Origin of the sequence: Pseudoxanthomonas sp. (genome assembly GCF_051953815.1) — a bacterium.
Taxonomy (GTDB): Bacteria; Pseudomonadota; Gammaproteobacteria; order Xanthomonadales; family Xanthomonadaceae; genus Pseudoxanthomonas_A.
On the sequence record NZ_JBQCIJ010000040.1, the window covers coordinates 17,398 to 39,710 of the forward strand.

At 68.2% G+C, this 22,313-nt stretch carries 20 protein-coding genes; 17 read left to right on the plus strand and 3 right to left on the minus strand.

What is annotated here, in order from left to right:
• Positions 1-162: 162 nt before the first annotated feature.
• The 16 genes from gspE (at position 163) to def (ending at position 16,374) form a co-directional block, all read left to right on the plus strand.
• Positions 163-1,830 carry a type II secretion system ATPase GspE gene (gspE, locus tag ACTHN1_RS12430; RefSeq protein WP_440471352.1) on the plus strand — a complete coding sequence of 556 codons (1,668 nt, stop codon included), beginning with the start codon at positions 163-165 and terminating at the stop codon, positions 1,828-1,830.
• Positions 1,831-2,111: 281 nt separating this feature from the next.
• Entirely contained in the window at positions 2,112-3,956 is a 1,845-nt protein-coding gene (locus tag ACTHN1_RS12435) for a family 43 glycosylhydrolase (protein ID WP_440471257.1), read from the plus strand.
• Positions 3,957-4,013: 57 nt separating this feature from the next.
• Positions 4,014-5,231 carry a type II secretion system protein XpsF gene (gene xpsF / locus ACTHN1_RS12440; protein ID WP_440471258.1) on the plus strand — a complete coding sequence of 406 codons (1,218 nt, stop codon included), beginning with the start codon at positions 4,014-4,016 and terminating at the stop codon, positions 5,229-5,231.
• Positions 5,232-5,316: 85 nt separating this feature from the next.
• Entirely contained in the window at positions 5,317-5,760 is a 444-nt protein-coding gene (gspG, locus tag ACTHN1_RS12445; RefSeq protein ID WP_440471259.1) for a type II secretion system major pseudopilin GspG, read from the plus strand.
• Positions 5,761-5,775: 15 nt separating this feature from the next.
• On the plus strand, positions 5,776-6,261 hold the full coding sequence (gene xpsH / locus ACTHN1_RS12450; RefSeq protein ID WP_440471260.1) for a type II secretion system protein XpsH: 486 nt from the start codon (positions 5,776-5,778) through the stop codon (positions 6,259-6,261).
• Positions 6,258-6,680, plus strand: a complete 423-nt coding sequence (gene xpsI, locus ACTHN1_RS12455) for a type II secretion system protein XpsI (protein WP_440471261.1) — start codon at positions 6,258-6,260, stop codon at positions 6,678-6,680. Before xpsH ends, xpsI begins: the two co-directional genes overlap by 4 nt.
• Complete coding sequence (locus ACTHN1_RS12460) at positions 6,677-7,321, plus strand: prepilin-type N-terminal cleavage/methylation domain-containing protein (RefSeq protein WP_440471262.1); 645 nt, start codon at positions 6,677-6,679, stop codon at positions 7,319-7,321. The genes xpsI and ACTHN1_RS12460 overlap by 4 nt, the downstream gene beginning before the upstream one ends.
• On the plus strand, positions 7,318-8,169 hold the full coding sequence (locus ACTHN1_RS12465) for a general secretion pathway protein GspK (protein WP_440471263.1): 852 nt from the start codon (positions 7,318-7,320) through the stop codon (positions 8,167-8,169). The genes ACTHN1_RS12460 and ACTHN1_RS12465 overlap by 4 nt, the downstream gene beginning before the upstream one ends.
• Entirely contained in the window at positions 8,166-9,305 is a 1,140-nt protein-coding gene (locus tag ACTHN1_RS12470; RefSeq protein WP_440471264.1) for a PilN domain-containing protein, read from the plus strand. The genes ACTHN1_RS12465 and ACTHN1_RS12470 overlap by 4 nt, the downstream gene beginning before the upstream one ends.
• Positions 9,286-9,939: a type II secretion system protein GspM gene (gene gspM / locus ACTHN1_RS12475; protein WP_440471265.1), complete on the plus strand. Its 654-nt coding sequence runs from the start codon at positions 9,286-9,288 to the stop codon at positions 9,937-9,939. The genes ACTHN1_RS12470 and gspM overlap by 20 nt, the downstream gene beginning before the upstream one ends.
• Positions 9,929-10,717 carry a type II secretion system protein XpsN gene (locus ACTHN1_RS12480; RefSeq protein WP_440471266.1) on the plus strand — a complete coding sequence of 263 codons (789 nt, stop codon included), beginning with the start codon at positions 9,929-9,931 and terminating at the stop codon, positions 10,715-10,717. Before gspM ends, ACTHN1_RS12480 begins: the two co-directional genes overlap by 11 nt.
• A 9-nt stretch (positions 10,718-10,726) precedes the next feature.
• Complete coding sequence (gene gspD, locus ACTHN1_RS12485) at positions 10,727-12,928, plus strand: type II secretion system secretin GspD (RefSeq protein WP_440471267.1); 2,202 nt, start codon at positions 10,727-10,729, stop codon at positions 12,926-12,928.
• Positions 12,925-13,773, plus strand: coding sequence for a glycosyltransferase family 2 protein (locus ACTHN1_RS12490; protein ID WP_440471268.1), 849 nt, complete (start codon positions 12,925-12,927; stop codon positions 13,771-13,773). Before gspD ends, ACTHN1_RS12490 begins: the two co-directional genes overlap by 4 nt.
• Positions 13,757-14,614 carry a glycosyltransferase family 2 protein gene (locus ACTHN1_RS12495; RefSeq protein ID WP_440471269.1) on the plus strand — a complete coding sequence of 286 codons (858 nt, stop codon included), beginning with the start codon at positions 13,757-13,759 and terminating at the stop codon, positions 14,612-14,614. Before ACTHN1_RS12490 ends, ACTHN1_RS12495 begins: the two co-directional genes overlap by 17 nt.
• Before the next feature lie 54 nt (positions 14,615-14,668).
• Positions 14,669-15,850, plus strand: coding sequence for a nicotinate phosphoribosyltransferase (gene pncB, locus ACTHN1_RS12500; protein WP_440471270.1), 1,182 nt, complete (start codon positions 14,669-14,671; stop codon positions 15,848-15,850).
• A complete protein-coding gene (def, locus tag ACTHN1_RS12505; protein ID WP_440471271.1) occupies positions 15,847-16,374 on the plus strand; it encodes a peptide deformylase in 528 nt (175 codons plus the stop codon). The genes pncB and def overlap by 4 nt, the downstream gene beginning before the upstream one ends.
• A 33-nt stretch (positions 16,375-16,407) precedes the next feature.
• Here the strand turns inward: def and ACTHN1_RS12510 are convergent, their stop codons facing one another.
• The 3 genes from ACTHN1_RS12510 to lpxO all read right to left on the minus strand — a co-directional run bounded on the left by ACTHN1_RS12510 (position 16,408) and on the right by lpxO (position 20,699).
• Positions 16,408-17,721 carry an NCS2 family permease gene (locus ACTHN1_RS12510; protein ID WP_440471272.1) on the minus strand — a complete coding sequence of 438 codons (1,314 nt, stop codon included), beginning with the start codon at positions 17,719-17,721 and terminating at the stop codon, positions 16,408-16,410.
• A 205-nt stretch (positions 17,722-17,926) separates the two neighbouring features.
• On the minus strand, positions 17,927-19,591 hold the full coding sequence (gene ettA / locus ACTHN1_RS12515; protein WP_440471273.1) for an energy-dependent translational throttle protein EttA: 1,665 nt from the start codon (positions 19,589-19,591) through the stop codon (positions 17,927-17,929).
• A gap of 205 nt (positions 19,592-19,796) precedes the next feature.
• The gene (lpxO, locus tag ACTHN1_RS12520) at positions 19,797-20,699 is read right to left on the minus strand and encodes a lipid A hydroxylase LpxO (RefSeq protein ID WP_440471274.1); all 903 of its coding nucleotides are present in this window, start codon (positions 20,697-20,699) and stop codon (positions 19,797-19,799) included.
• 226 nt (positions 20,700-20,925) lie between these two features.
• Here lpxO and glyA point away from each other — a divergent pair, with 226 nt between their 5' ends.
• Positions 20,926-22,179, plus strand: a complete 1,254-nt coding sequence (gene glyA / locus ACTHN1_RS12525) for a serine hydroxymethyltransferase (RefSeq protein WP_440471275.1) — start codon at positions 20,926-20,928, stop codon at positions 22,177-22,179.
• Positions 22,180-22,313: the final 134 nt, after the last annotated feature.

Below are 22,313 nucleotides of genomic sequence, written 5' to 3' on the forward strand. Positions count from 1 at the left end.
TCGGGCGTGCGGAATCCGCCCGCCATACCCGTCGCCGCGCGCGGCCAGGTTCCCGCGGTGATACCGAAACCCCGGACGTTGTACAGTGGGCGTCTGCAACGGGAGTACGACGTGAACGCCCTGATCGAATCCCAGACCACCGGAGCCGGCGCGGAAGAGCGGATGGTCGATGCGCTGCTGGCGCGGGGAAAACTCAAGGATCCGGATCTGGCGCGGGCGCGGCGGGTGCAGGAGGAAACCGGCGGCAGCCTGCTGTCGTTGCTGTCGCGGCTGGGCCTGGTGTCCGAGCGCGATCACGCCGAGACCGCCGCCGAGGTGCTCGGCCTGCCCTTGGTCAGCGTCAAGGAACTGCCCGAACTGCCGCCCGAGGCCACACCGCTGTCGGTGCGGTTCCTCAAGCAGTTCCATGTCTGCCCGGTGGGCGAGGACGAGGCCGGGGTGGACCTGCTGGTGGCCGATCCGCAGGACGGCTATCCGGTCGACGCCGTGCAACTGGCGACCGGCAAGGCGGTGCGCCGGCAGGTGGCGCTGCGCTCGGAGATCGATGATCTGATCGAGCGCTACTTCGGCCAGGGCCGCAGCGCGATGGGCGCCATCGTGGAGAACGCCGACGGCGAAGCCGCGGGCGATCTGGACGACGTGGAGCACCTGCGTGATCTGGCCTCCGAAGCGCCGGTGATCCGCCTGGTCAACCTGATCATCCAGCGCGCGGTGGAACTGCGCGCTTCGGACGTGCACATCGAGCCGTTCGAGAACCGCCTGAAGGTGCGCTACCGCGTGGACGGCGTGCTGGAGGAAGCCGAAAGCCCGCCCGCCAACCTCACCGCCGCCGTGATCAGCCGCATCAAGATCATGGCCAAGCTCAACATCGCCGAACGCCGCCTGCCGCAGGACGGCCGCATCATGCTGCGGGTGCAGGGCAAGGAACTGGATCTGCGCGTGAGCACCGTGCCGACCGCGCACGGCGAAAGCGTGGTGATGCGCCTGCTGGATCGCGAGACGGTGGTGTTCGATTTCAAGCGGCTGGGTTTCACCGATGTGTTCCTGCCGCAGTTCCAGAAGGTGCTGGAACAGCCGCACGGCATCCTGCTGGTGACCGGCCCGACCGGTTCGGGCAAGACCACGACGCTGTACACCGCGCTGAGCAAGCTCAACACCAGCGACGTCAAGATCATCACCGTCGAGGATCCGATCGAGTACCAGATCGAGGGCATCAACCAGATCCAGGCCAAGCCGCAGATCGGATTGGATTTCTCGCATGCGCTGCGCAGCATCGTCCGCCAGGATCCCGACATCATCATGATCGGCGAAATGCGCGATCTGGAGACCGCGCGCATCGCGATCCAGTCGGCGCTGACCGGCCACCTGGTGCTGTCCACGCTGCACACCAACAATGCCGCCGGCGGCATCACCCGCATGCTCGACATGGGGGTGGAGGATTACCTGCTGACGTCCACCGTCAACGGCATCCTGGCCCAGCGGCTGGTGCGCCGGCTGGAGCCCACCCATGCCGAGCCGTATCGCGCGTCGCCGGAGGAAATCGAGAAGTTCGGCCTGCGCCGCTTCCAGCCGGAAGGCGACATTGTCCTGTACCGCCCGCGTCCATCCGCCATCGCGCCGACCGGTTACCTGGGACGGACCACCATCGTCGAGTTCCTGGTGATGAACGACGAGCTTCGCCGCGCGGTGATGCGTCATGCCGGCATGGGCGAGATCGAGCAGATCGCGCGCGCCGGTGGCATGCAGACCATGTACGAGGACGGTATCGCCAAGGCGCTGGCCGGCCAGACCACCATCGAGGAAGTCCTGCGGGTGACCGAGGAATCCTGAGCCTCGCCCTGCCGCGGACTGCGGTTCGGAGGGGAGCAGGGCGGCGTGCCCCGCCGCAGGCGGGGAGAACGCGTGAAGCCTTCGCCGTGTCCCGGTCCCCCCTGATCCGCTAGGCGTCTTTTCCGGGCGTTCGGCTTCGCCGCGGTCTGGAAGAACAGGGACGACGCAACCTGCCGCCTCCATCGATGACTTCGCTGCACTGCGGCTTTCCCCTGCCCGGTGAGCAGGGGATACTCGGTCGCTGAAAACGTTTTCAGTTGCGGATTCCCGGGAGGATCGTGGTGCGCATCAACCCCTGCCGCCTGGCCGGCGCGCTGTCGCTGGTCCTGGCCGCGCCGCTGGCCGCCGCGGATGCGCCGTCGACGGACGCGCCGCGCCGCCGGACCTACGCCAACCCGATCGACATCGACTACCGGTACAACTTCGAGCAGTTGAACCAGGGCATTTCGTACCGCACCGGCGCCGATCCGGTGGTGGTCCGGCACGGCGATGCGTACTACCTGTTCCAGACCCTGGCCGACGGTTACTGGCGCTCGACCGATCTGGTGGACTGGCGATTCATCGAGCCAAGCCGCTGGCCGTTCGACAGCATGGTCGCGCCGGCGGCGATTTCCGATGGCGATCGCCTGCTGCTGATGCGGTCGATGTTCGAACCCGGCGCGGTGCTGGTCAGCCGTGATCCGGAACATGGACGTTTCGATTTCTTCACCCGCCGGACGCCGGAGCTGCCCAACGCGGTGCGCCCGGGCATGGATCAATTCATGCAGCCCTGGCGCGTCGGCGACCCGCAGCCCACCGAGGTTCCGCCGGGACCGTGGGATCCGAGTTTCTTCAAGGACGACGACGGCCGCTGGTACCTGTACTGGGGCTCGTCGGACACGTTCCCGCTCTACGGCATCGAGCTCGACATGGATCGCGGCCTGCGCTACCTCGGCAAGCCGCGCGCGCTGATCCTGCTGGATCCGCAACGGCACGGCTGGGAACGCTTCGGCCACGACCACCGCGAGGAAGGCCGCCCGACCTACATCGAGGGCGCATGGATGAACAAGGTCGGCGGCCGCTACTACCTGCAGTACGGCGCGCCCGGCACCGAGTACAACGCCTACGCCACCGGCGTCTATGTCGGCGACGCTCCGCTGGGGCCGTTCGAGTACGCGCCGTACAACCCGGTGGGCTACAAGCCCGGCGGCTTCGTCCACGGCGCGGGGCACGGCTCCACGTTCCAGGATGCGCACGGCAACTGGTGGAACACCGGCACGCCCTGGATCGGCTACAACTGGAATTTCGAGCGGCGCATCGCGATGTTCCCGGCGGCCTTCGGCGCCGATGGACAGATGTCGGTATCCACCCGTTTCGGCGACTTCCCGCATTACGTGCCCGATGCCGCGAACGCGGATCCCGAAGCGCTGTTCACCGGCTGGATGCTGCTGTCCTACCGCAAGCGCGCGACCGCATCCTCGGTCCATGAAGGTTTCGTCGCTGGCAACGTCACGGACGAGAATCCGCGCACATTCTGGGTTGCCGCGGGCAATGACGCCGGACAGACCCTGAGCCTGGATCTGGGCGGCGAGCGCAGCGTGCGCGCGGTCCAGGTCAACTTCGCCGATTACCGGTCCGGACGCTACGCGGACGCGGACGACATCTATACCGAGTTCCGCCTCGAATCCTCGCTGGACGGTCGCCACTGGCAACCGCTGGCGGCGACCGACGGGCCGCGGCGGGATCGGCCCAACGCCTATCTGGAACTGCCCGCGCCGGTGCGGGCCCGCCATGTGCGTTATGTGCACGGGCACGTCGGCGCGGCGCACCTGGCCATCAGCGATCTGCGCGTGTTCGGCCATGCGGATGGACATGCGCCGCCGATTCCGCGGGGCGTGCAGGCCAGGCGCGACGCCGACCCGCGCCAGATGACGGTGCAGTGGCGGCCGGTGCGCGGCGCGGTGGGTTACAACGTGCGCTGGGGCATCGCGCCGGATCGCCTGTATTCCAGCTACCAGGTGTTCGCCGACCAGCCGGCGCGGCTGGAACTGCGGGCGCTGAACGCGGGTGTGAAATATCACATCGCGGTCGAGGCCTTCGATGAGAACGGGGTCTCGCCGTTGAGCCGAACCGTCGCCGTCCCGTAGCCAGGAAACGCGGCACGCGTATGCTTAGGGGCTCGGAGACCATGGAAGCCCCCGCCGATGCCCCTGTACCGCTACAAGGCCCTGAACCCGCGCGGCGAAATGCTGGAAGGCCAGATGGAGGCCATCAGCGACGCCGAGGTGGCGACGCGCCTGCAGGAACAGGGCCATCTGCCGGTGGAGGCGCGGCTGGCGTCGGAAGTGCGCGGCGGCACCTCCTGGCGCGGATTGCTGCGCGCGCAGCCGCTCGCTGGCGATCGCCTGGTCCAGTTCACCCAGCAGCTGGCGACCCTGCTCGGCGCGGGCCAGCCGCTGGACCGCGCACTGTCGATCCTGCTGGACATGCCGGAGGAAGGGCGCGCGCGCGACATCGTCGCCGACGTGCGTGATGCGGTCCGCGGCGGCGCGCCGCTGTCGGCCGCGCTCGAACGCCAGCACGGCGTGTTCAGCCGCCTCTACATCAACATGGTCCGCGCCGGCGAGGCCGGCGGCAGCCTGCAGGACACCCTGGCCCGGCTGGCCGATTATCTGGAGCGCAGCCGCAACCTGCGCGGCCGCGTCATCAACGCGCTGATCTACCCGGCCATCCTGGTGGTGGTGGTCGGGTTCGCGCTGCTGTTCCTGCTCGGGTACGTGGTGCCGCAGTTCTCGCAGATGTATGAAAGCCTCGACGTGGAACTGTCCTGGTTCACCCGCGGGGTGATGGCGGTGGGCGCGTTCGTGCAGCACGGCTGGTTCGTGCTGGTCGCCGCGCCGGCGGTGCTGCTGCTGTGGGCCGATCGCAAGCGCCGGGATCCCGCGTTCCGCGAGCGGTTCGATCGCTGGATCCTGGAGCGCCGGCTGGTCGGGCCGCTGGTGGCGAGGCTGGAAACCGCGCGCCTGGCCCGCACCCTCGGCACCCTGCTGCGCAACGGCGTGCCGCTGTTGGCGGCGCTGGGGATTTCCCGCAACGTGCTGTTCAACCGCGCGCTGTGGGCGGACGTGGACGCCGCCGCCGAACAGGTCAAGAACGGTCACGGCCTGGCGGCTTCGCTGGGACGGGGCAAACGCTTCCCGCGGCTGGCCCTGCAGATGATCCAGGTCGGCGAGGAATCCGGCGCCCTGGACAGCATGCTGCTCAAGACCGCCGACACCTTCGAACAGGAAACCGGGCAGGCGATGGAACGCCTGCTGGCGCTGCTGGTGCCGGTGATCACCCTGATCCTGGCGCTGATCGTGGGCCTAGTCATCCTGGCGGTGCTGCTGCCGTTGTATGGTCTGACCAACGCGATCGGTTGAGTCCGGTCCGTCCAACAACCGGTTCAGGCACCATCCACCAGACTTTCTTTCTTACCCGTCAACGCATACGACCAGGAATACACCGATGCGCCAGCCCTCCCGAATCCGTTCCGGTTCCCGCCTGCGTTCGCCGGCCTCGCAGTCCGGCTTCAGCCTGCTGGAAATCATCATCGTGCTGATCCTGATCGGCGGCATCATGGCGCTGGTCGGCAGCCGCCTGCTGGGCGGCGCCGATCGCGGCAAGGCCAATCTGGCCAAGAGCCAGATCCAGACCCTGGCCGGCAAGGTGGAGAATTACCAGCTCGATACCGGCAGCCTGCCCTCGCGCCTGGACGATCTGGTGACCGCGCCGACCAACGCCAACGGCTGGCTGGGTCCGTACGCCAAGCCGGCGGAGCTGAAGGATCCGTGGGGCCATCCCATCGAGTTCCGTGCGCCGGGTGAATCCCAGCCCTTCGATCTGATCAGTTACGGCAAGGACGGCAAGCCCGGCGGCGAAAGCTACGACGCCGACATCCAGTACCAGTAAGCCGGACACGGCGCGATGCGCGGCGGCTTTCGCCCTTCCTTCCGCACGCCGCGCGATGCCCGGGGCGTTTCGCTGCTGGAGATGCTGCTGGTGGTGATGCTGATCGCCATCGCCGGCACCCTGGCGGCGATGGTGCTGACCGGAGGCCTGGAAGGCATCCGCCTGCGCTCGGAGGCGCGCGAGATTGCGGCGCAGCTGCGCTACACCCGCGCGCAGGCGATGGCCACCGGCAAGCCCCAGCGCTTCGTCATCGATCCGAACACGCGCCGCTGGCAGGCGCCCAACCAGCATCGCGGCAGCGTGCCGGCGTCGCTGCGCGTCGCTTTCATCGGCGCGCGCCAGGCACAACCGGCACCCGGCGTGGGCGCCATTCTGTTCTTCCATGACGGTGGATCCAGTGGCGGCCAGATCCGCCTCAGTGGCGGCCGGGCGGTGTGGCATGTCGACGTGGCGTGGCTGACCGGTGAAGTCCAGGTGGTCCGCGGGGACGGCGGAACATGAAGCGGCCGCACGGCTTCACGCTGCTGGAGGTCATCGTCGCGTTCGCGCTGCTGGCGCTCGCGCTGACGCTGCTGCTGGGCTCCCTGTCCGGCGCCACCCGCCAGATCCGCGGTGCGGATGACGCCACCCGCGCTTCCCTGCACGCGCAATCGCTGCTGGCGCAGATCGGCGTGGGCGAATTCCTGCAGCCGGGCCATCGCCAGGGTGAGTTCGAACGTGGCCGTTACCGCTGGGAGCTGGAGATCGCCCCGTACGACGATCCCGCGAAGGCGCAGACCCCCATCCGGGATCCGTCCGCGCCCGAGTTGCTGCAGTTGCGGCTGACCACCCGTTGGGGCGACGAACCCCGCCAGCGGATCGTCTGGGACACGCTGCGGCTGGTGCCGCCGGATCCCAACCGCAGCCGGAGCGTGCCGTGAACCGGCGCGCACGCGGCTTTACCCTGCTGGAAATGCTGCTGGCGCTGGTGCTGCTGGCCGCCGGACTCGCGTTGGCATTCGCCACGGTGCGCGCGGCGACCACGATGGTCGAACGCGGCGAGATCCGCGCCCAGCGCAACGAACGCACGCGCGCGGTGGAAGGGTTCCTGCGCCAGCGCATCGGTACCGCTTTGCCGGTGGTGTTCGCCACCGATCCCACCACCTTCCGCCAGTCGCGCTTCCTGGGCGAAGCGCGGCGCATTCGCTTCGTCGCCGATCTGCCGGCCTATCTCGGCCGTGGTGGGCCGCACCTGTACGACCTGAGCTTCGATGACCAGGGCAGGCTGATGGCGCGCTTCTCCATCGTGCAGGCGGGCCAGGCGGTCGATGTGCCGGACGGCATCGCGCCGGAGTTGTTGGCCGACCGCCTGCGCCTGGTGCGTTTCCGCTATCGCGGCCTGGATGAACGGGGCCAGCCCGGTCCGTGGCAGGACGCCTGGCGCACCGCGGAAATCCTGCCCCTGCAGGTCGCGGTGGACGTGGAAACCGAAGCCGGCGCGCGCTGGCCGGAACTGATCGTCACCCTCGTGCACAGCGAGGGTGGCGCGGGCGGTGGAGCGCAGCCACCGGGAGGCGTGTGATGCGCGCGCGCGGCGCGGCCCTGTTGCTGGTGCTGTGGCTGACCGCTCTGCTGGCGGCGCTGATCGGCGCATTCGCGGTGACCGCGCGGATGGAATCGCTGCAGGGCCAGATCGTGCGCGACGGCACGGTGGCGCGCGAACGCGCCCGCGCCGGCATCGAATACGCGCTGGTGCGGATCGCCGATCAGCAGCAACAGACCCGCTGGTTGCCGGACGGGCGTGGCTATGACTGGCGGTTCGCCGGCAGCCGGCTGCGGATCCACGCCATCGACGAAAGCGGCAAGGTCGATCTCAACCAGGCCGACGCCCGCCTGCTGGAGCAGCTGCTGCGGGTGCGGGGCGTTCCCGAGGAAACCGCGCCGGGGCTGGCCGCCGCCATCCTCGACTGGCGCGACCCCGATTCGCTCTCCCAGCCGCAGGGGGGCGCCGAGGATCCCGACTACGCTTCCGCCGGACTGGAGTATGGCGCCAAGGACGCGCCGTTCGAGAGTATCGCGGAACTGCAACAGGTGCTGGGGATGACGCCGGAGATCTACGAGCGCCTGGCCCCCTATCTGACCCTGTACTCCGGCCGCACGCTGCCGGACGCCAACTACGCGCCCGGTCCGGTGCTGGTCGCGATGGGCCTGGACGCCGAACGCATCCTCGCGCAACGCGAGCTGCCGCCGGATCAGGCGGGGGGGCAACTCGTCGGCGGCGGAAGCGGCACGTATAGTATCGAGAGCCGCGCGACGCTTCGCGATGGACGGGAGGCGACGTTGCGCGCGGTGATACGCGCCGGCGGTGGCCCCGTGCCGGGGTCGGCGTACACCGTTTTGCGCTGGGAAGAGGGAACTGCACCGCCATGAGCACGATCCGCGACAGCATGGACAGCCTGCGCGCGCGCCTGTTGCCGGGAGCGGGAGGACTGCTCGGATGGTGGGGCAGGGCGTTGGCCAGCTGGCTGCCGCATCGCTGGCGCTCGCTGCTCGGACTGACCCAGGATCGCCTGCTGCTCAGCCGGCGGGACGAGCGACTGTCGCTGGCCTGGCAGAGCACCGAAGGCGTGCGCGAACTCGCGCAGCTGCCGTTGCCGCTGGAAGCCGCTGATCTGGATGGCCTGCTCGGCCGGCGCATGGCCGGACTGCCGCGCTGGCTGCTGTTGCCGGCCGACAGCGTGCTGCGCCGTCCGCTGGTGCTGCCCGCGGCGGCGGCGGATCGCCTGCGCGACGTCGTTCGTTTCGAGATCGATCGGCAGACGCCGTTCGGCGCCGATGAAGTCTGCTACGACGCCAGCCTGCGCCGGCGGCGCGAGGATGGCCAGCTGGAAGTGGACCTGGTGGTGATTCCGCGCAGCCGTTTCGACGCCGCGATCATGCCCTTGGGGAGCCTGTCCGGTGAACTGGGTGGCGTGGACGTGGCCGGTCCGGATGGATTGCCGCTCGGCGTGAACCTGCTGGCGCCCGCCGAACGCCGGGTCAGGCAGGCGCCGATGCGTGGCTGGCATCTGGCGCTGGCTTCGGTCGCGCTGGTCGCCGTGGTGTTCACCGCCTGGACGATGCTGGACAACCGTCGCGATGCCGCCGACGCATTCGAGGCATCGCTGCGCACCCGCACCGAACAGGCGCGCCGGGTCGCCACCCAGCGACAGCAACTGGTGGATCTGGTGGAAGGCATGAATGCGCTGGAGCGCGCGCGCGCGCAGCGCCCGACCGCGGTCGAGGTGCTGGATGAACTGAGCCGCCGGCTTCCGGACGGCACCTACCTGGAAAAGATGTCCATCGAAGGGGATCGGCTGGTGCTGATCGGCCTCAGCCAGGAAGCCTCCTCGCTGGTGGTCAAACTGCAGGGTTCCCCGCTGTGGCGCTCGCCCGCGTTGAGCGGGGCGTTGCAGCCGGACCAGGCGCGCCGCCGCGATCGCTTCACCCTGACCGCGCAACTGGTCGGAGGCGCGGCCCCCACTTCCCCCGGCACCGGAGATCAGAATGGCAAACGCGCTGACTGATCGCGATCGCTGGCTTGCGCTGGGACTGCTGGCCGCGGTCCTGCTGCTGGGCTATCTGGTGCTGGTGCATCCGTGGTGGACCCAGCCGATGCTGGAAGTGAACGAGCGCATCCAGGCGCTGCGCGAACGCGAACTGCGCGTGCGCACGCAATTGCAGCAGGCGCCGGCGGTGGAAAAGCAACTGGCGGCGGCGCTGGCCCTGCAGGCGCAGCGTCCCGGTTTCCTCGCCGAAGCCAGCACCGAGCTGGCCACCGCCGGACTGGTCCAGCGGCTGGAGGCGGTGGTCAAGGAGGCCAGCCCCGGCAATCGCAGCTGCGGCATCGTCAACCAGTCGCCGCTGCCGCAGGCGGCCGGCGAACGGTTCGCCCGGGTCGCGGTGCAGGTGCGCCTGCGCTGTGGCACGCCGGAAACCGCGGCGGTGCTGCACGCGCTGGAATCCGGCAGTCCGCGCCTGTTCGTGGACAACCTAAACGTTCTTTCCAGCAGCTACGCCTACATTGCGCCCGAAGGCGGCACCGGCGGTCTCGATGTCACCTTCGATCTGTATGGCTATCTCAAGCCCGGCGTGGTGGCGCCCGCAACCCCCGCCGCGCCGGCGGCGATGACGATGCCGGAGGGTGGCGATGCGCGTTGAATCGCTCGGGCCGCGCACGTTGCTGCTGGGCACGGTCGCCGGCTGGGCAGTGTTGTCCGCCATCCTCGCCGTGGCCGGCCTGGGCAGCCGCATCACCCCGCTTGCCGACGATCCGGGCAGCGCGCCGCGCCTGCCGGTGCTGCCCAAGCCCGCGCCGGAACGGCTGGGCACGCTGGCGCAGTATTCGGAGCTGACCGCGCGTCCGCCATTCTATGAAAGCCGGCGGCCGCAGCCGTTCTATCTGACCAATGAAGCCGAAGCGCAGGCGCCGAGTTTCGACTACGTGTTGTCCAGCGTCCTGATCACCCCCGGCTTCCGCATGGCCATCCTGCAGCCCAGCCAGGGCGGCGAGGGCATCCGGATCAAGCAGGGCGAGGCCGCCAGCGCGGCGCCGCAGTGGACGCTGGTGGATCTGCAGCCACGCGCGGCGGTGTTCGAGGGACCGGAAGGACGCCGCACCCTGGAACTGAGGGTGTTCGATGGCGCCGGCGGACAGCCGCCCAGCGTGTCCAGGACCTCGCCGCCGATCGCGGCGCCGGTTCCCGTGCCGCAACCCACCGGCGGCAACGCGCCACCGCAGCCCGTGCCGGGCGCGAGTCCGACCGCGGGCCCGACGCCGGCCAAGCCCGCGCAGGAGCCGCCCGAGCAGCCGGCGATGACCACCGAGCAGCAGATGGAAGCGATCCGCAAACGCATCGAGGCGCGTCGCGCGCAGATGCGCCAGCAGCAGGGGCAGACGGCGCCGCCGCCTGCGCCACCACCCAATCCGAATCAGTAGAGTGCCGGCATGAAGTCACGCCTATTCCTGTTCTCCGTTTGCCTGGGCCTGTTGGCGGGTTGCGCCACCGCGCCCACGCCGGACATCCGGCGCGCCGGCACCACGGGAGAAACCCCGGGCAGGCCGGGTACCGCGCAGACCTCGCCGTTGCCCGAGACGGAGGAGCCCGAGAGCGGTCCCCGTCCGGTGATCCGACGCGGCAGCGGCCAGATGATCAACCGCGGCGCGGCGGCGGCGCCGATGCCCTCGCTGGGCGGCGCGAGTTCCGGCTCGGCCAGCTTCAACTTCGAAGGCGAGTCCGTGCATGCGGTGGTCAAGGCGATCCTGGGCGACATGCTCGGCCAGAACTACGTGATCGCGCCCGGCGTGCAGGGCACGGTCACCCTGGGCACGCCCAAGCCGGTGTCGCCCGCGCAGGCCATGACCCTGCTGGAACAGGTGCTGGCGCAGAACAACGCGCGCATGGTCTACAGCGACGGGCGCTACAACATCATGCCGGCCGACCAGGCCATGGTCGGCACCGTCGCGCCACGCACCGGCGGCGCCGCCAACGCGCGCGGCTACGAGGTGCGGGTGGTGCCGCTGCGCTTCATCGGCGCGACCGAGATGAAGAAGGTGCTGGAGCCGTACGCGCGCCCCAACGCCATCGTCAACATCGACACGACCCGCAACCTGATCACCCTGGCCGGCACCCGCTCGGAACTGGAGAACTACCTGCGCACGGTCGAGGTGTTCGACGTCGATTGGTTGTCGGGCATGTCGGTGGGCGTGTTCCCGCTGGAAACCGGGCAGGCCACCAAGGTCGTCGCGGATCTGGAGAAAGTGTTCGGCGAGGCCAGCAAGACGCCCAGCGCCGGCATGTTCCGTTTCATGCCGCTGGAAGGTGCCAACGCCGTACTGGTGATCACCCCGCAGCCGGCCTATCTGGATCAGATCCAGCAATGGCTGGAACGGATCGACAGCGCGGGCGAAGGCGCACGGCTGTATTCGTACGAACTGAAGTACATCAAGGCGAAGGAACTCGCGCAGCGCCTGTCCGAGGTGTTTGGTTCTGGCGGTGGAAATCGTGGCGAGAACACGGGGGGAGATGGCAACGCATCCCTGATGCCGGGCGCGGATCCGGTATCCATCAGTGATAGCGGCATGATGGGCCAGGGCGCGGCGACCGACTCGGGTCTGGGCAATGTGGGAAATGGGGCCGGCGGCGCGAGTGGTGGTGGCAGCTTCAGCCTGAACCCGCGTCGCGACGGAAACGGGGCCGTGACCCTCCAGGTCGACGGTGATCGGGTTGGAGTCGCAGCGGTGGATGAAACCAACACCCTGCTTGTCCGATCCAACGCCAGCGCGTGGAAATCCATCAAGGATGTGATCGAGCGCCTCGACGTCATGCCGAGCCAGGTTCACATCGAGGCGCAAGTCGCGGAGGTCAATCTGACCGGTCGACTGAAGTATGGCGTCAATTGGTTCTTCGAGAACGCGGTCACCGATGAAGCGGGACTCGCCAGTGCATTGGGACGTCGGATCTGGGGCGATATCAGCGGCAGCATCCGTGGCGATGGGCAGGGACTTGGCTGGACCTTCCTGGGGCGCAATGCCGCCGCCATCGTCGAAGCCCTGGAGGAAATTACCGACGTGCAGTTGTTGCAGACGCCATCTGTGCTGGTACGGAACAACGCGGAGGCCACGCTCAACGTCGGCACGAAGATCCCGATAAATTCGGTTTCGATCACTCCCGACCAGACGGCGAACACCTACAGCCAGGTGCAATACCTGGACACCGGCGTGATCCTCAAAGTACGTCCGCGAATCACCAAGGATGGCACCGTCTTCCTGGATCTGGTGCAGGAAGTCAGTTCGCCCGGCCCACGTCCATCCAACTGCAACAACGATACCGGCGCTGGCTGCAACGTGCCGATCAACACGCGCCGTCTCAAGACCGAAGCGGCCGTCCGCAGTGGTGACACCATCATGTTGGCGGGTCTGATCAGTGATTCGGTGGACAACGGTTCGTCAGGCATTCCTGGCTTGGCCAGGCTTCCCATCGTCGGCGCGCTCTTCGGAAGCAAACGGCAGGATACCGACCGTCAGGAAGTGATCATCCTGCTGACCCCGACCATCGTTCGCGATCCCCAGGATGCGCGCAATCTCACCGACGAGTACGGCCAGCGCTTCCGTTCCATGAAACCGCTGTACGCACCCGAGAAGAAATGACCAGCGCCAGCGTGTCGTCGCTGCCTATCATCCTGCTGCCCATCGGCGCGGATGACGACGCGCTGGATGCCTGCCTGGGGGCGCTGGATGCGGGTACGCCCGCCGGCACGCGCATCTGGCTCGCCGACGATGCCCAGGCCGGCCCGCGCGGCCTGGCCATCGTCGAGCGCTGGCTGCAGCGCACGCGCCTGCAGGCGGATTACACCCGCCGGCCGCGCCCGGTCGGCGAAGTCGCGCACTTGGAGGAAATGCTGCGGGCCTGCGGTGACGCCGACGTGGTCGTGCTCGCGCCCGATGCGCAGCCGCTGCCGGGCTGGTTGCAGCAGCTGGCCGCCTGTCTGGCGCGCGATGCCTCCATCGCCACCGCCACCCCCTGGTGCAATGCGGGCGAAGCGGCCGCCTGGCCGCGGTTGGGCGAGATTTCACCGCCTCCCGCCGATTTCGAGCGCACCGCGCAGGCGTGCGCGGCGATGCCGCCGATGCATCCGGAACTTCCCGCCGGGATTGCCCATGCCGTGGCCATCCGCGGCAGCGCTCGCAGGCGTGCCGGTGGCCTGGACGCCAGCAGTTACGCGTCGTGGTACGCGGCGCTGATCGATCTCTCGCTGCGCCTGTCCGGCCTGGGCTGGCGCAACGCGCTGTGCGAAACCGCCTTCGTCGCCCGCGGTGGCGAGGGACTGCCCGGCGATGGCGACATGGACGCCATCAACGCGCGCTGGCCGGCCTGGCATGCGCGGCTCGCCAACTTCCTGATGGAAGACCCGGTGCGCGCGCTGCGCGAGCGTCTGTCATCGCTGTATCTGGAGGCCGGTGCGCCGGAGCCGCAACGTGAACTCTTCGACTGATCCGCGCGCCATCGCCGCGATCGTCGTCACCCACGAAAGCGCGAGCACCATCGATGATTGCCTGCAGCGTTTGCGGGATGCGCTGGACGTGGCGGAAATACGGGTGGTGGACAACGCCTCGACCGACGACACGGTGAGCGTGGTCCAGCGCCACGCGCTGGCGGATGCGCGGGTCCGTTTCGTCGCCAACCCGGACAACCCGGGTTTCTCGGTCGGTTGCAACCAGGGCGCGGATGATTCCGCTTCCCCCTGGCTGGCCTTCGTGAATCCCGATCTGCAGGTGCAGCCGGATACGCTGGCGCGGTTGCGGGATCTGGCCGTGGGCACCGGCCGGGAGGCGTTGCTGGGCGCGGATCTGGTGGACGAAGCCGGCGTGCGGGATGCCGCCGCGCGTCGCCGGGATCCGGATTTCGCCGCCATGCTGACCGCGCCGGGTGCCGCGTCGCGATTGGGCGTGGACATGGACGACGCGCAGGCGCTGCAACCGCTGGAAGCGCTGTCCGGCGCGCTCATGGTGATGCCGCGTTCGCTGTTCCGCCGGATTGGCGGCTTCGACGAAGGTTACCGCCTGCATGCCGAGGACCTGGATCTGTGCCGGCGCGCGCGCGTGGCCGGCGCGCTGGTGGCCGTGGCCAACGGCGTGCGGGTGGTGCACATCCGCGGCGTGTCCAGCCGCGCGCGGCCATTCTTCGTGGAGTGGCACAAGCACCGCGGCCTGTGGCGCTACTTCGGCAAGTTCGAAGCCGGCCAGCGTGGCGTGGGTGTCCGCGTTGGCGTGTTCGCCGCCATCTGGGCGCATTTCGCGATGGTCGCGCTGAAGCTGTTGCTCCGCCGGCGCTGAGGGCATCGCGGCCGCGTGGAGTATGCTGGCAGCGCCCATGCACGGCCTGCCCCGATGATCATCACCTCGCTGCTGGATACCGATCTCTACAAGTTCACGATGATGCAGGCGGTCCTGCATCACTATCCCGCGGCGCAGGTGCAGTACCGGTTCAAGTGCCGCACGCCGGGTATTCCGCTGGCGGACCACATCGACGAGATTTCCGCGGAAATCGACGCGCTGTGCGCATTGAGTTTCCGGGCTGACGAGCTGGACTACCTGCGCGGCCTGCGCTTCATCAAGTCGGACTTCGTCGATTTCCTTGGCCTGTTCCATCTGGATAGGAAGTACATCCGGTTGCAGGCATCGCAGACGGTGCCCGGCGAAATCGAGCTCGATATCGAAGGACCGTGGCTGCATACCATCCTGTTCGAAGTGCCGCTGCTGGCGATCGTCAACGAAGTCTGGTTCCGCCATGCCCGTGACGCGGATCGCGAAGAGGGAGAGCGCCGGCTGCGGGCCAAGATGGACCGCCTGCGCGAAGGCGGCGAGGACTGCGTCATCGCCGACTATGGCACGCGTCGCCGTTACTCGCGGGACTGGCATGCGCGCGTGCTGCCGATGCTCAAGGCCGGATTGGACGCGCAGTTCGCGGGTACCAGCAACGTCTACTTCGCGCGCGAGTACGGCATGACCCCGCTGGGCACGATGGCGCACGAGTGGCTGCAGGCGTTCCAGGCACTGGGACCGCGCCTGCGCGATTCGCAGGCGGTCGCCTTCGATGTCTGGGCCAAGGAGTATCGCGGCGACCTGGGCATCGCCCTGTCGGACGTGGTCGGTTTGAAGGCGTTCCTGCGCGATTTCGACCTGTACTTCTGCAAGTTGTTCGATGGGATGCGCCACGATTCGGGCGATCCGCTCCAGTGGGGCGAGGAAATCCTCGCGCACCTGGAACGGATGCGCATCGATCCGCGCGGCAAGACGCTGGTGTTCAGCGACGGCCTGGACGTGGACAAGGTGCTGCGGCTGTATGCGCGTTTTCGTGGACGCTGCCGGCTGGCTTTCGGCATCGGCACCAATCTGACCAACGATCTGGGGCCGACCCCATTGCAGATCGTCATCAAGATGATCCGCTGCAACGGCCAGCCGGTGGCCAAGCTGAGCGATTCTCCGGGCAAGAGCATGTGCGAGGACGAAGGCTACGTGCGTTACCTGCGGCAGGTGTTCGAACTGCCCGACGAGGAGGAGACACCATGATCCATCTCATCCTGAAAATGGGCGACCCGCGGCTGTTGAAGATCGCCCGCCCGGTGGAGCGGTTCGATACGCCGGAACTGCACGCGCTGATCGCCGACATGTTCCAGACCATGGCTTCCGCGGGTGGCGTCGGACTGGCGGCACCGCAGATCGGCGTGGACCTGCAACTGGTGATCTTCGGTTTCGACAACAGCGATCGCTATCCGGATGCGCCGCCGGTGCCGCGCACCATCCTGCTCAATCCGGTGATCGATCCGCTGTCCGACGAGATGGAGGATGGCTGGGAAGGCTGCCTGTCGGTGCCGGGGCTGCGCGGCGTGGTGCCGCGCCATCGCGCGATCCGCTATCGCGGCTTCGACCCGCAGGGCCAGCCGATTGATCGGGAGGCCGAAGGCTTCCATGCGCGGGTGGTGCAGCACGAATGCGATCACCTGATCGGCCGGCTGTATCCCTCCCGCATCCGCGACTTCAGCCAGTTCGGCTACACCGAGATCCTGTTTCCCGGTTTGCGGGGCGACGACTGAGGGCGTGTCCGGCGCCGTCGCCGGATTCGGCAATCAAGCCAGCGCGTAGCGCAGGATGAACAGTCCGGCCACCAGCCACACCGCCGGATGCGCTTCGCGCCAGCGGCCGGTGCCGAGCTTGAGCGCGGCGTAGGCGATGAAGCCGAACGCCAGACCGTTGGCGATGGAGTAGGTGAACGGCATCGCCAGCGCGCACAGCGCGGCCGGTACCGATTCGGTCAGATCGCTCCAGTCCACGTCAACCAGTTCGCGCAGCATCAGGCCGGCGACGTAGAGCAGCGCCGGCGCGGTGGCGTAGCCCGGCACCATCGCCGCCAGCGGCGAGAACAGCAGCGCGACCAGGAACAGCAGGGCCACCACCAGCGCGGTCAGTCCGGTGCGCCCGCCCACCTGCACGCCTGAGGCGCTCTCGGCGTAGGCGGTGGTGCTGCTGGTGCCCAGCAGCGAACCGGCGATGATGGCGCCGCTGTCGGCGAGCAGGGCGCGGCCGAAGCGCTTCTGCCCGTCCGCCAGTTTCAACAGGCCGGCGCGTCCGGCCACCCCGTAGAGCGTGCCGGTGGCGTCGAACACTTCCACCAGCACGAACACCAGCACCACCTGCAGCAGCACCGCCACCGGCGTGCCGTCGTCCCGGTGCAGCAGTCCGGGCAGATCCAGTTGCAGCCAGGTCGGGGCCAGGCTGGGCGGCGCGGCGACGATGCCCTGGTAGTCCACGTAGCCGAGCAGGCCGGCGAACGCGGTCACCACCAGGATGCCGATCAGGATCGCGCCGCGCACGCCGCGCGCTTCCAGCACCGCGATCAGCAGGAAGCCGCCGAGCGCCAGCAGCGGTTCGTGCGAATGCAGCGTGCCCAGCGCGACCAGGGTGTCCGGGTTGCCGACGATCACCTGCGATTTCTGCAGCGCGATGATGGCCAGGAACAGGCCGATGCCGGCGACGATGGCCGCGCGCAGCGAGGCCGGGATGCCGGCGACCAGCCAGGCGCGCACGCCGGTCAGGCTGAGCAGCAGGAACACCAGGCCGGAGATGAACACTGCCGCCAGCGCCTGCTGCCAGGGCAGGCCGGCCGTGCCGACCACGGTGAAGGCGAAGAATGCGTTCAGGCCCATGCCCGGCGCCATGCCAACCGGGAAGTTCGCCGCGAACGCCATGATCAGCGATCCCAGCGCCGCCGCCAGGCAGGTGGCGACGAACACCGCGCCCGCGTCCATGCCGGTGGTCGAAAGGATTTCCGGATTGACGAAGACGATGTAGGACATCGTCAGGAACGTGGTGGCGCCGGCCAGCAGCTCGGTGCGGACGGTGGTGCCATGCTCGCTCAGGCGGAACAGGCGATCGATGGACATGGGAGCGGCCTCTTCATCCGGGGCAGGGTACCGCAGGCGCGTGTTCGCGCGGTGGATGCGGCCTGCCTGGCGGATGAAAAAAGAAGAGCCGGATTCGGGTGAATCCGGCCCTTTGGGATTTACTGCCGGCAGGCAATGGATCCCCGCTTCCGCGGGGATGACGATTCGACGGGGCCGTGGTCGTCGCCGGCCACGGCCCGAATCGTCACTTCAGCGCCTTGAAGCGCAGGCGATGCGGCTGCGCGCCCTCGGCGCCCAGGCGACGCTTCTTGTCTTCCTCGTACTCGCGGTAGTTGCCCTGAAAGAACTCCACGTGCGAATCGCCTTCGAAGGCGAGGATGTGGGTGGCGATGCGATCCAGGAACCAGCGATCGTGCGAGATGACGAAGGTGTTGCCGGGGAACTCCAGCAACGCGTCTTCCAGCGCGCGCAGGGTTTCGATGTCCAGGTCGTTGGACGGTTCGTCGAGCAGCAGCACGTTGCCGCCCTGCAGCAGGGTCTTGGCCATGTGCAGGCGGCCGCGTTCACCACCGGACAGCGAGCCGACCAGCTTCTGCTGGTCCTGGCCCTTGAAGTTGAAGCGGCCGATGTACGCGCGCGACTGGATTTCCACGCCGTTGATGTTGAGGATGTCCAGGCCGCCGGAGACTTCCTGGAACACGTTGTGGTTGCCTTCCAGCTTGTCGCGGCTCTGGTCGACGTAGGCCAGCTTGACGGTGGGACCGATGTTGATGGTGCCGGAATCGGGCTTTTCCTGGCCGGTGATCATCTTGAACAGGGTCGACTTGCCGGCGCCGTTGGGGCCGATGATGCCGACGATGGCGCCGGCCGGCACCAGGAAGCTCAGGTCGTCGATCAGCAGGCGGTCGCCGAACTTCTTGGAGACGTTCTTGAACTCGATGACGCTGTTGCCCAGGCGCTCGCCCGGCGGGATGAAGATTTCGTTGGTCTCGTTGCGCTTCTGGTAGTCGACCGACTGCAGTTCCTCCAGGCGGGCCAGGCGCGCCTTGCCCTTGGAACGGCCGCCCTTGGCGTTCTGGCGCGACCATTCCAGTTCCTTGGCGATCGCCTTCTGGCGCGCCTTTTCCTGGTTCTCTTCCTGCTTCAGGCGCTCTTCCTTCTGCACCAGCCAGTCGGTGTAGTTGCCTTTCCACGGAATGCCGCGGCCGCGGTCGAGTTCGAGAATCCACTCGGCGGCGTTGTCGAGGAAGTAGCGATCGTGGGTGACCGCCACCACGGTGCCGGTATAGCGGGCCAGGAACTGTTCCAGCCACTCCACCGATTCGGCGTCGAGGTGGTTGGTCGGTTCGTCGAGCAGCAGCATGTCCGGCTTCTGCAGCAGCAGGCGGCACAGCGCGACGCGGCGCTTCTCGCCGCCGGACAGCTTGCCGACGACGGCGTCCCACGGCGGCAGGCGCAGCGCGTCGGCGGCCACTTCCAGCTGCTGTTCCAGCATGTGCGCGTCACCGGCGGCGAGGATCGCCTCCAGGCGCTGCTGCTCGGCGGCCAGCTTGTCGAAATCGGCGCCTTCCTCGGCGTAGGCGGCATACACCGCGTCCAGCGCGGCCTGGGCCTGCAGCACTTCACCCACGCCTTCCTCGACCGCTTCGCGCACGGTCTTGTTCGGATCCAGCTCCGGCTCCTGCGCCAGATAGCCGACCTTGATGCCCGGCTGCGGGCGCGCTTCGCCCTGGAAGTCGGTGTCCACGCCGGCCATGATCTTGAGCACGGTGGACTTGCCGGCGCCGTTGAGGCCGAGCAGGCCGATCTTGGCGCCCGGGAAGAACGACAGCGAGATGTCCTTGATGATCTGGCGCTTGGGCGGAACGATCTTGCTTACACCGTTCATGGTGTAGATGTATTGCGACATGGGGCTCTCCGGAACCGGGACGCGCCGAGCCCGGCCGGATGGCCTGGGACAGGGCGGGAAGCTGGGGATTATCCCGCAGGGTGGGGGCGTGTTGCCAGCGCGGAAGGGGTGGAACGCCGCCTCCGCGCCTGTCGTTCAGGCGGAATGCGCCCCGAACCGCGGGCGCGCTCCGGCCGGGGCCGCCGCGGGCGACGGCACCGGGAACTCAGATCCAGATGATCAGGGCCACCACCAGCGCCACGCCCAGGTACTTGAGCGTGTAGTACAGCCCCTTGCTGCGCTCGCGCAGGGCCTTGCTCTTCAGGCGCAGGGCGTAGAAGTACTTGAACGCCCGGTTGAAACCGCCGGTCTTGTCGCCTTCCTGGTTCGGCGAGGCGCCGGCGGCGATCAGGTTGCGGGCGACGAAGCGGTTGAGCGCGGCCGCCCAGCGGTATTTCATCGGCCGCTCGATGTCGCAGAACAGGATGATCCGGTTCTGCTGGCTGTCGTTGCGGGCGCTGTGGATGTAGGTCTCGTCGAACATCGTCCACTGCCCGTCGCGCCAGCTGTAGCGCTGGCCGTCCACATCGATGAAGCAGGCGTCGTCGTTGGGGGTCTCCAGGCCCAGGTGCAGGCGCAGCGAGCCGGCATAGGGGTCGCGATGCGGCCGCAGCTCGCTGCCCGGCGGCAGTTCGGTGAACATGGCCGCCTTCACCCCCGGCAGCTCGCGCAGCAGCGCCGTGGTCGTGGGGCAGAGTTCGGCCGCGGAGGGGTGGGCGTCGTCGTACCACTTCAGGTAGAAGCGCTTCCAGCCGCGGCGGAAGAACGAATTGAAACCGACGTCGGTATAGCCGTCGGCGGCCTTGATCTGCTGCATTTCGCGCAGGTGCCGCGCCTCGGCGCGGATGTCCTGCCAGCGGGCCCGCAGCGGCGCCAGTTCGGGAAAATGCCGTTCCGGGTCCAGGAACGGGGTGGTCGGCACCCGCGAGCAGGCGTACATCAGCACGTTGATCGGCGCCATGAAGGTCGAGTGGTCCAGCAACTGTCGGCCAATCCGGTGGCGCACGCGTCCGCGGAAGTGCACGTAGACGGCACTGGCGACGAACAGGAAGACAAAAACCCATTTCACGGTAGGGGCATCCAGGTGGGGAGACCGGCTGGCCGGGGGCTGGCGGGTCGGGCAAGCGGGTCAAACGGGCCCATTGTCGGGCAGAACGGGCCCGGAGGCACCTTTCGAGGTTGGCCGCCATACGCCCGTGGGCTAATATTTCAAGTCTTGTCCCGACCGCCTGAATGCCGGTCCGCCGGCGCCGCCGGGTCTCATCTTTTCTTCAGCTTCCCATCCGAGGCCGCGAATGTTCCCCAGCACCACCCGTATTGCCGGATTCGATGACGAACTCGCCCAGGCCATCGCCGCCGAGGCCCGCCGCCAGGAGGACCACGTCGAGCTGATCGCCAGCGAGAACTACGCCAGCCCGCGGGTGATGGAAGCCCAGGGCAGCGTGCTGACCAACAAGTACGCCGAAGGTTATCCGGGCAAGCGCTACTACGGCGGCTGCGAGTACGTCGACATCGCCGAGCAGCTGGCCATCGATCGGGTCAAGCAGCTGTTCGGCGCCGATTACGCCAACGTGCAGCCGCATTCCGGCTCGCAGGCCAACCAGGCGGTGTATTTCGCCCTGCTGCAGCCGGGCGACACCATCCTGGGCATGTCGCTGGCGCACGGCGGCCACCTGACCCACGGCGCCAAGGTCAACGCCTCGGGCAAGCTGTTCAACGCCGTGCAGTACGGCGTCAACGACCAGGGCCTGATCGACTACGACGAAGTCGAGAAGCTGGCGCTGGAGCACAAGCCGAAGATGGTCGTGGCCGGTTTCTCGGCCTATTCGCAGGTCATCGACTGGGCGCGCTTCCGTGCCATTGCCGACAAGATCGGCGCCTACCTGTTCGTGGACATGGCGCACGTGGCCGGCCTGGTTGCCGCCGGCGTGTACCCGAATCCGCTGCCGCACGCCCACGTGGTCACCTCGACCACCCACAAGACCCTGCGCGGCCCGCGCGGCGGCATCATCCTGGCCAAGGGCGCCGGCGAGGACATCGAGAAGAAGCTGCAGAGCATCGTGTTCCCGGGCATCCAGGGCGGTCCCCTGATGCACGTCATCGCCGCCAAGGCGGTGGCCTTCAAGGAAGCGCTGGAGCCTGAGTTCACCGCCTACCAGCAACAGGTGGTGAAGAACGCGCAGGCGATGGCCGCGACCATCATCCAGCGCGGCTACAAGATCGTGTCCGGCGGCACCCAGAACCACCTGATGCTGGTCGACATGATCGGCAAGGGCATCACCGGCAAGGCGGCCGAGGAGGCGCTGGGCAAGGCGCACATCACGGTCAACAAGAACGCCGTGCCGAACGACCCGCAGAAGCCCTTCGTCACCTCCGGCCTGCGCATCGGCACCCCCGCGGTGACCACCCGCGGCTACAAGGAAGCCGACTGCGTGGCTCTGGCCAACTGGATCTGCGACGTGCTGGACGCGCCCAACGACGACAAGGTCATCGCCGGCGTGCGCGAGAACGTCACCCTGCAGTGCCGCCAGTTCCCGGTCTACGGCTGACCGCCTGACCGGTCCGGAACCGCCGCCGTCGCGACGATGGCGGCGGTCCTCCCGGCGGCGCCGTTTCCCGCGGTCCCGGCGGTTTCCCGTCGTTCCGCCGCGTCCGCCACCCTGATCACGGGCGGATCGTGACC

Excerpts from the sequence above, each read along its gene's own strand:
- glyA (WP_440471275.1), top strand. The coding sequence starts at position 20,926 with ATGTTCCCCAGCACCACCCGTATTGCCGGATTCGATGACGAACTCGCC.
- xpsF (WP_440471258.1), top strand. The coding sequence starts at position 4,014 with ATGCCCCTGTACCGCTACAAGGCCCTGAACCCGCGCGGCGAAATGCTG.
- pncB (WP_440471270.1), top strand. The coding sequence starts at position 14,669 with ATGATCATCACCTCGCTGCTGGATACCGATCTCTACAAGTTCACGATG.
- ACTHN1_RS12510 (WP_440471272.1), bottom strand. The coding sequence starts at position 17,721 with ATGTCCATCGATCGCCTGTTCCGCCTGAGCGAGCATGGCACCACCGTC.
- ettA (WP_440471273.1), bottom strand. The coding sequence starts at position 19,591 with ATGTCGCAATACATCTACACCATGAACGGTGTAAGCAAGATCGTTCCG.
- ACTHN1_RS12470 (WP_440471264.1), top strand. The coding sequence starts at position 8,166 with ATGAGCACGATCCGCGACAGCATGGACAGCCTGCGCGCGCGCCTGTTG.
- ACTHN1_RS12490 (WP_440471268.1), top strand. The coding sequence starts at position 12,925 with ATGACCAGCGCCAGCGTGTCGTCGCTGCCTATCATCCTGCTGCCCATC.
- xpsH (WP_440471260.1), top strand. The coding sequence starts at position 5,776 with ATGCGCGGCGGCTTTCGCCCTTCCTTCCGCACGCCGCGCGATGCCCGG.
- gspG (WP_440471259.1), top strand. The coding sequence starts at position 5,317 with ATGCGCCAGCCCTCCCGAATCCGTTCCGGTTCCCGCCTGCGTTCGCCG.
- gspM (WP_440471265.1), top strand. The coding sequence starts at position 9,286 with ATGGCAAACGCGCTGACTGATCGCGATCGCTGGCTTGCGCTGGGACTG.
- gspE (WP_440471352.1), top strand. The coding sequence starts at position 163 with ATGGTCGATGCGCTGCTGGCGCGGGGAAAACTCAAGGATCCGGATCTG.
- ACTHN1_RS12480 (WP_440471266.1), top strand. The coding sequence starts at position 9,929 with ATGCGCGTTGAATCGCTCGGGCCGCGCACGTTGCTGCTGGGCACGGTC.
- xpsI (WP_440471261.1), top strand. The coding sequence starts at position 6,258 with ATGAAGCGGCCGCACGGCTTCACGCTGCTGGAGGTCATCGTCGCGTTC.
- def (WP_440471271.1), top strand. The coding sequence starts at position 15,847 with ATGATCCATCTCATCCTGAAAATGGGCGACCCGCGGCTGTTGAAGATC.
- gspD (WP_440471267.1), top strand. The coding sequence starts at position 10,727 with ATGAAGTCACGCCTATTCCTGTTCTCCGTTTGCCTGGGCCTGTTGGCG.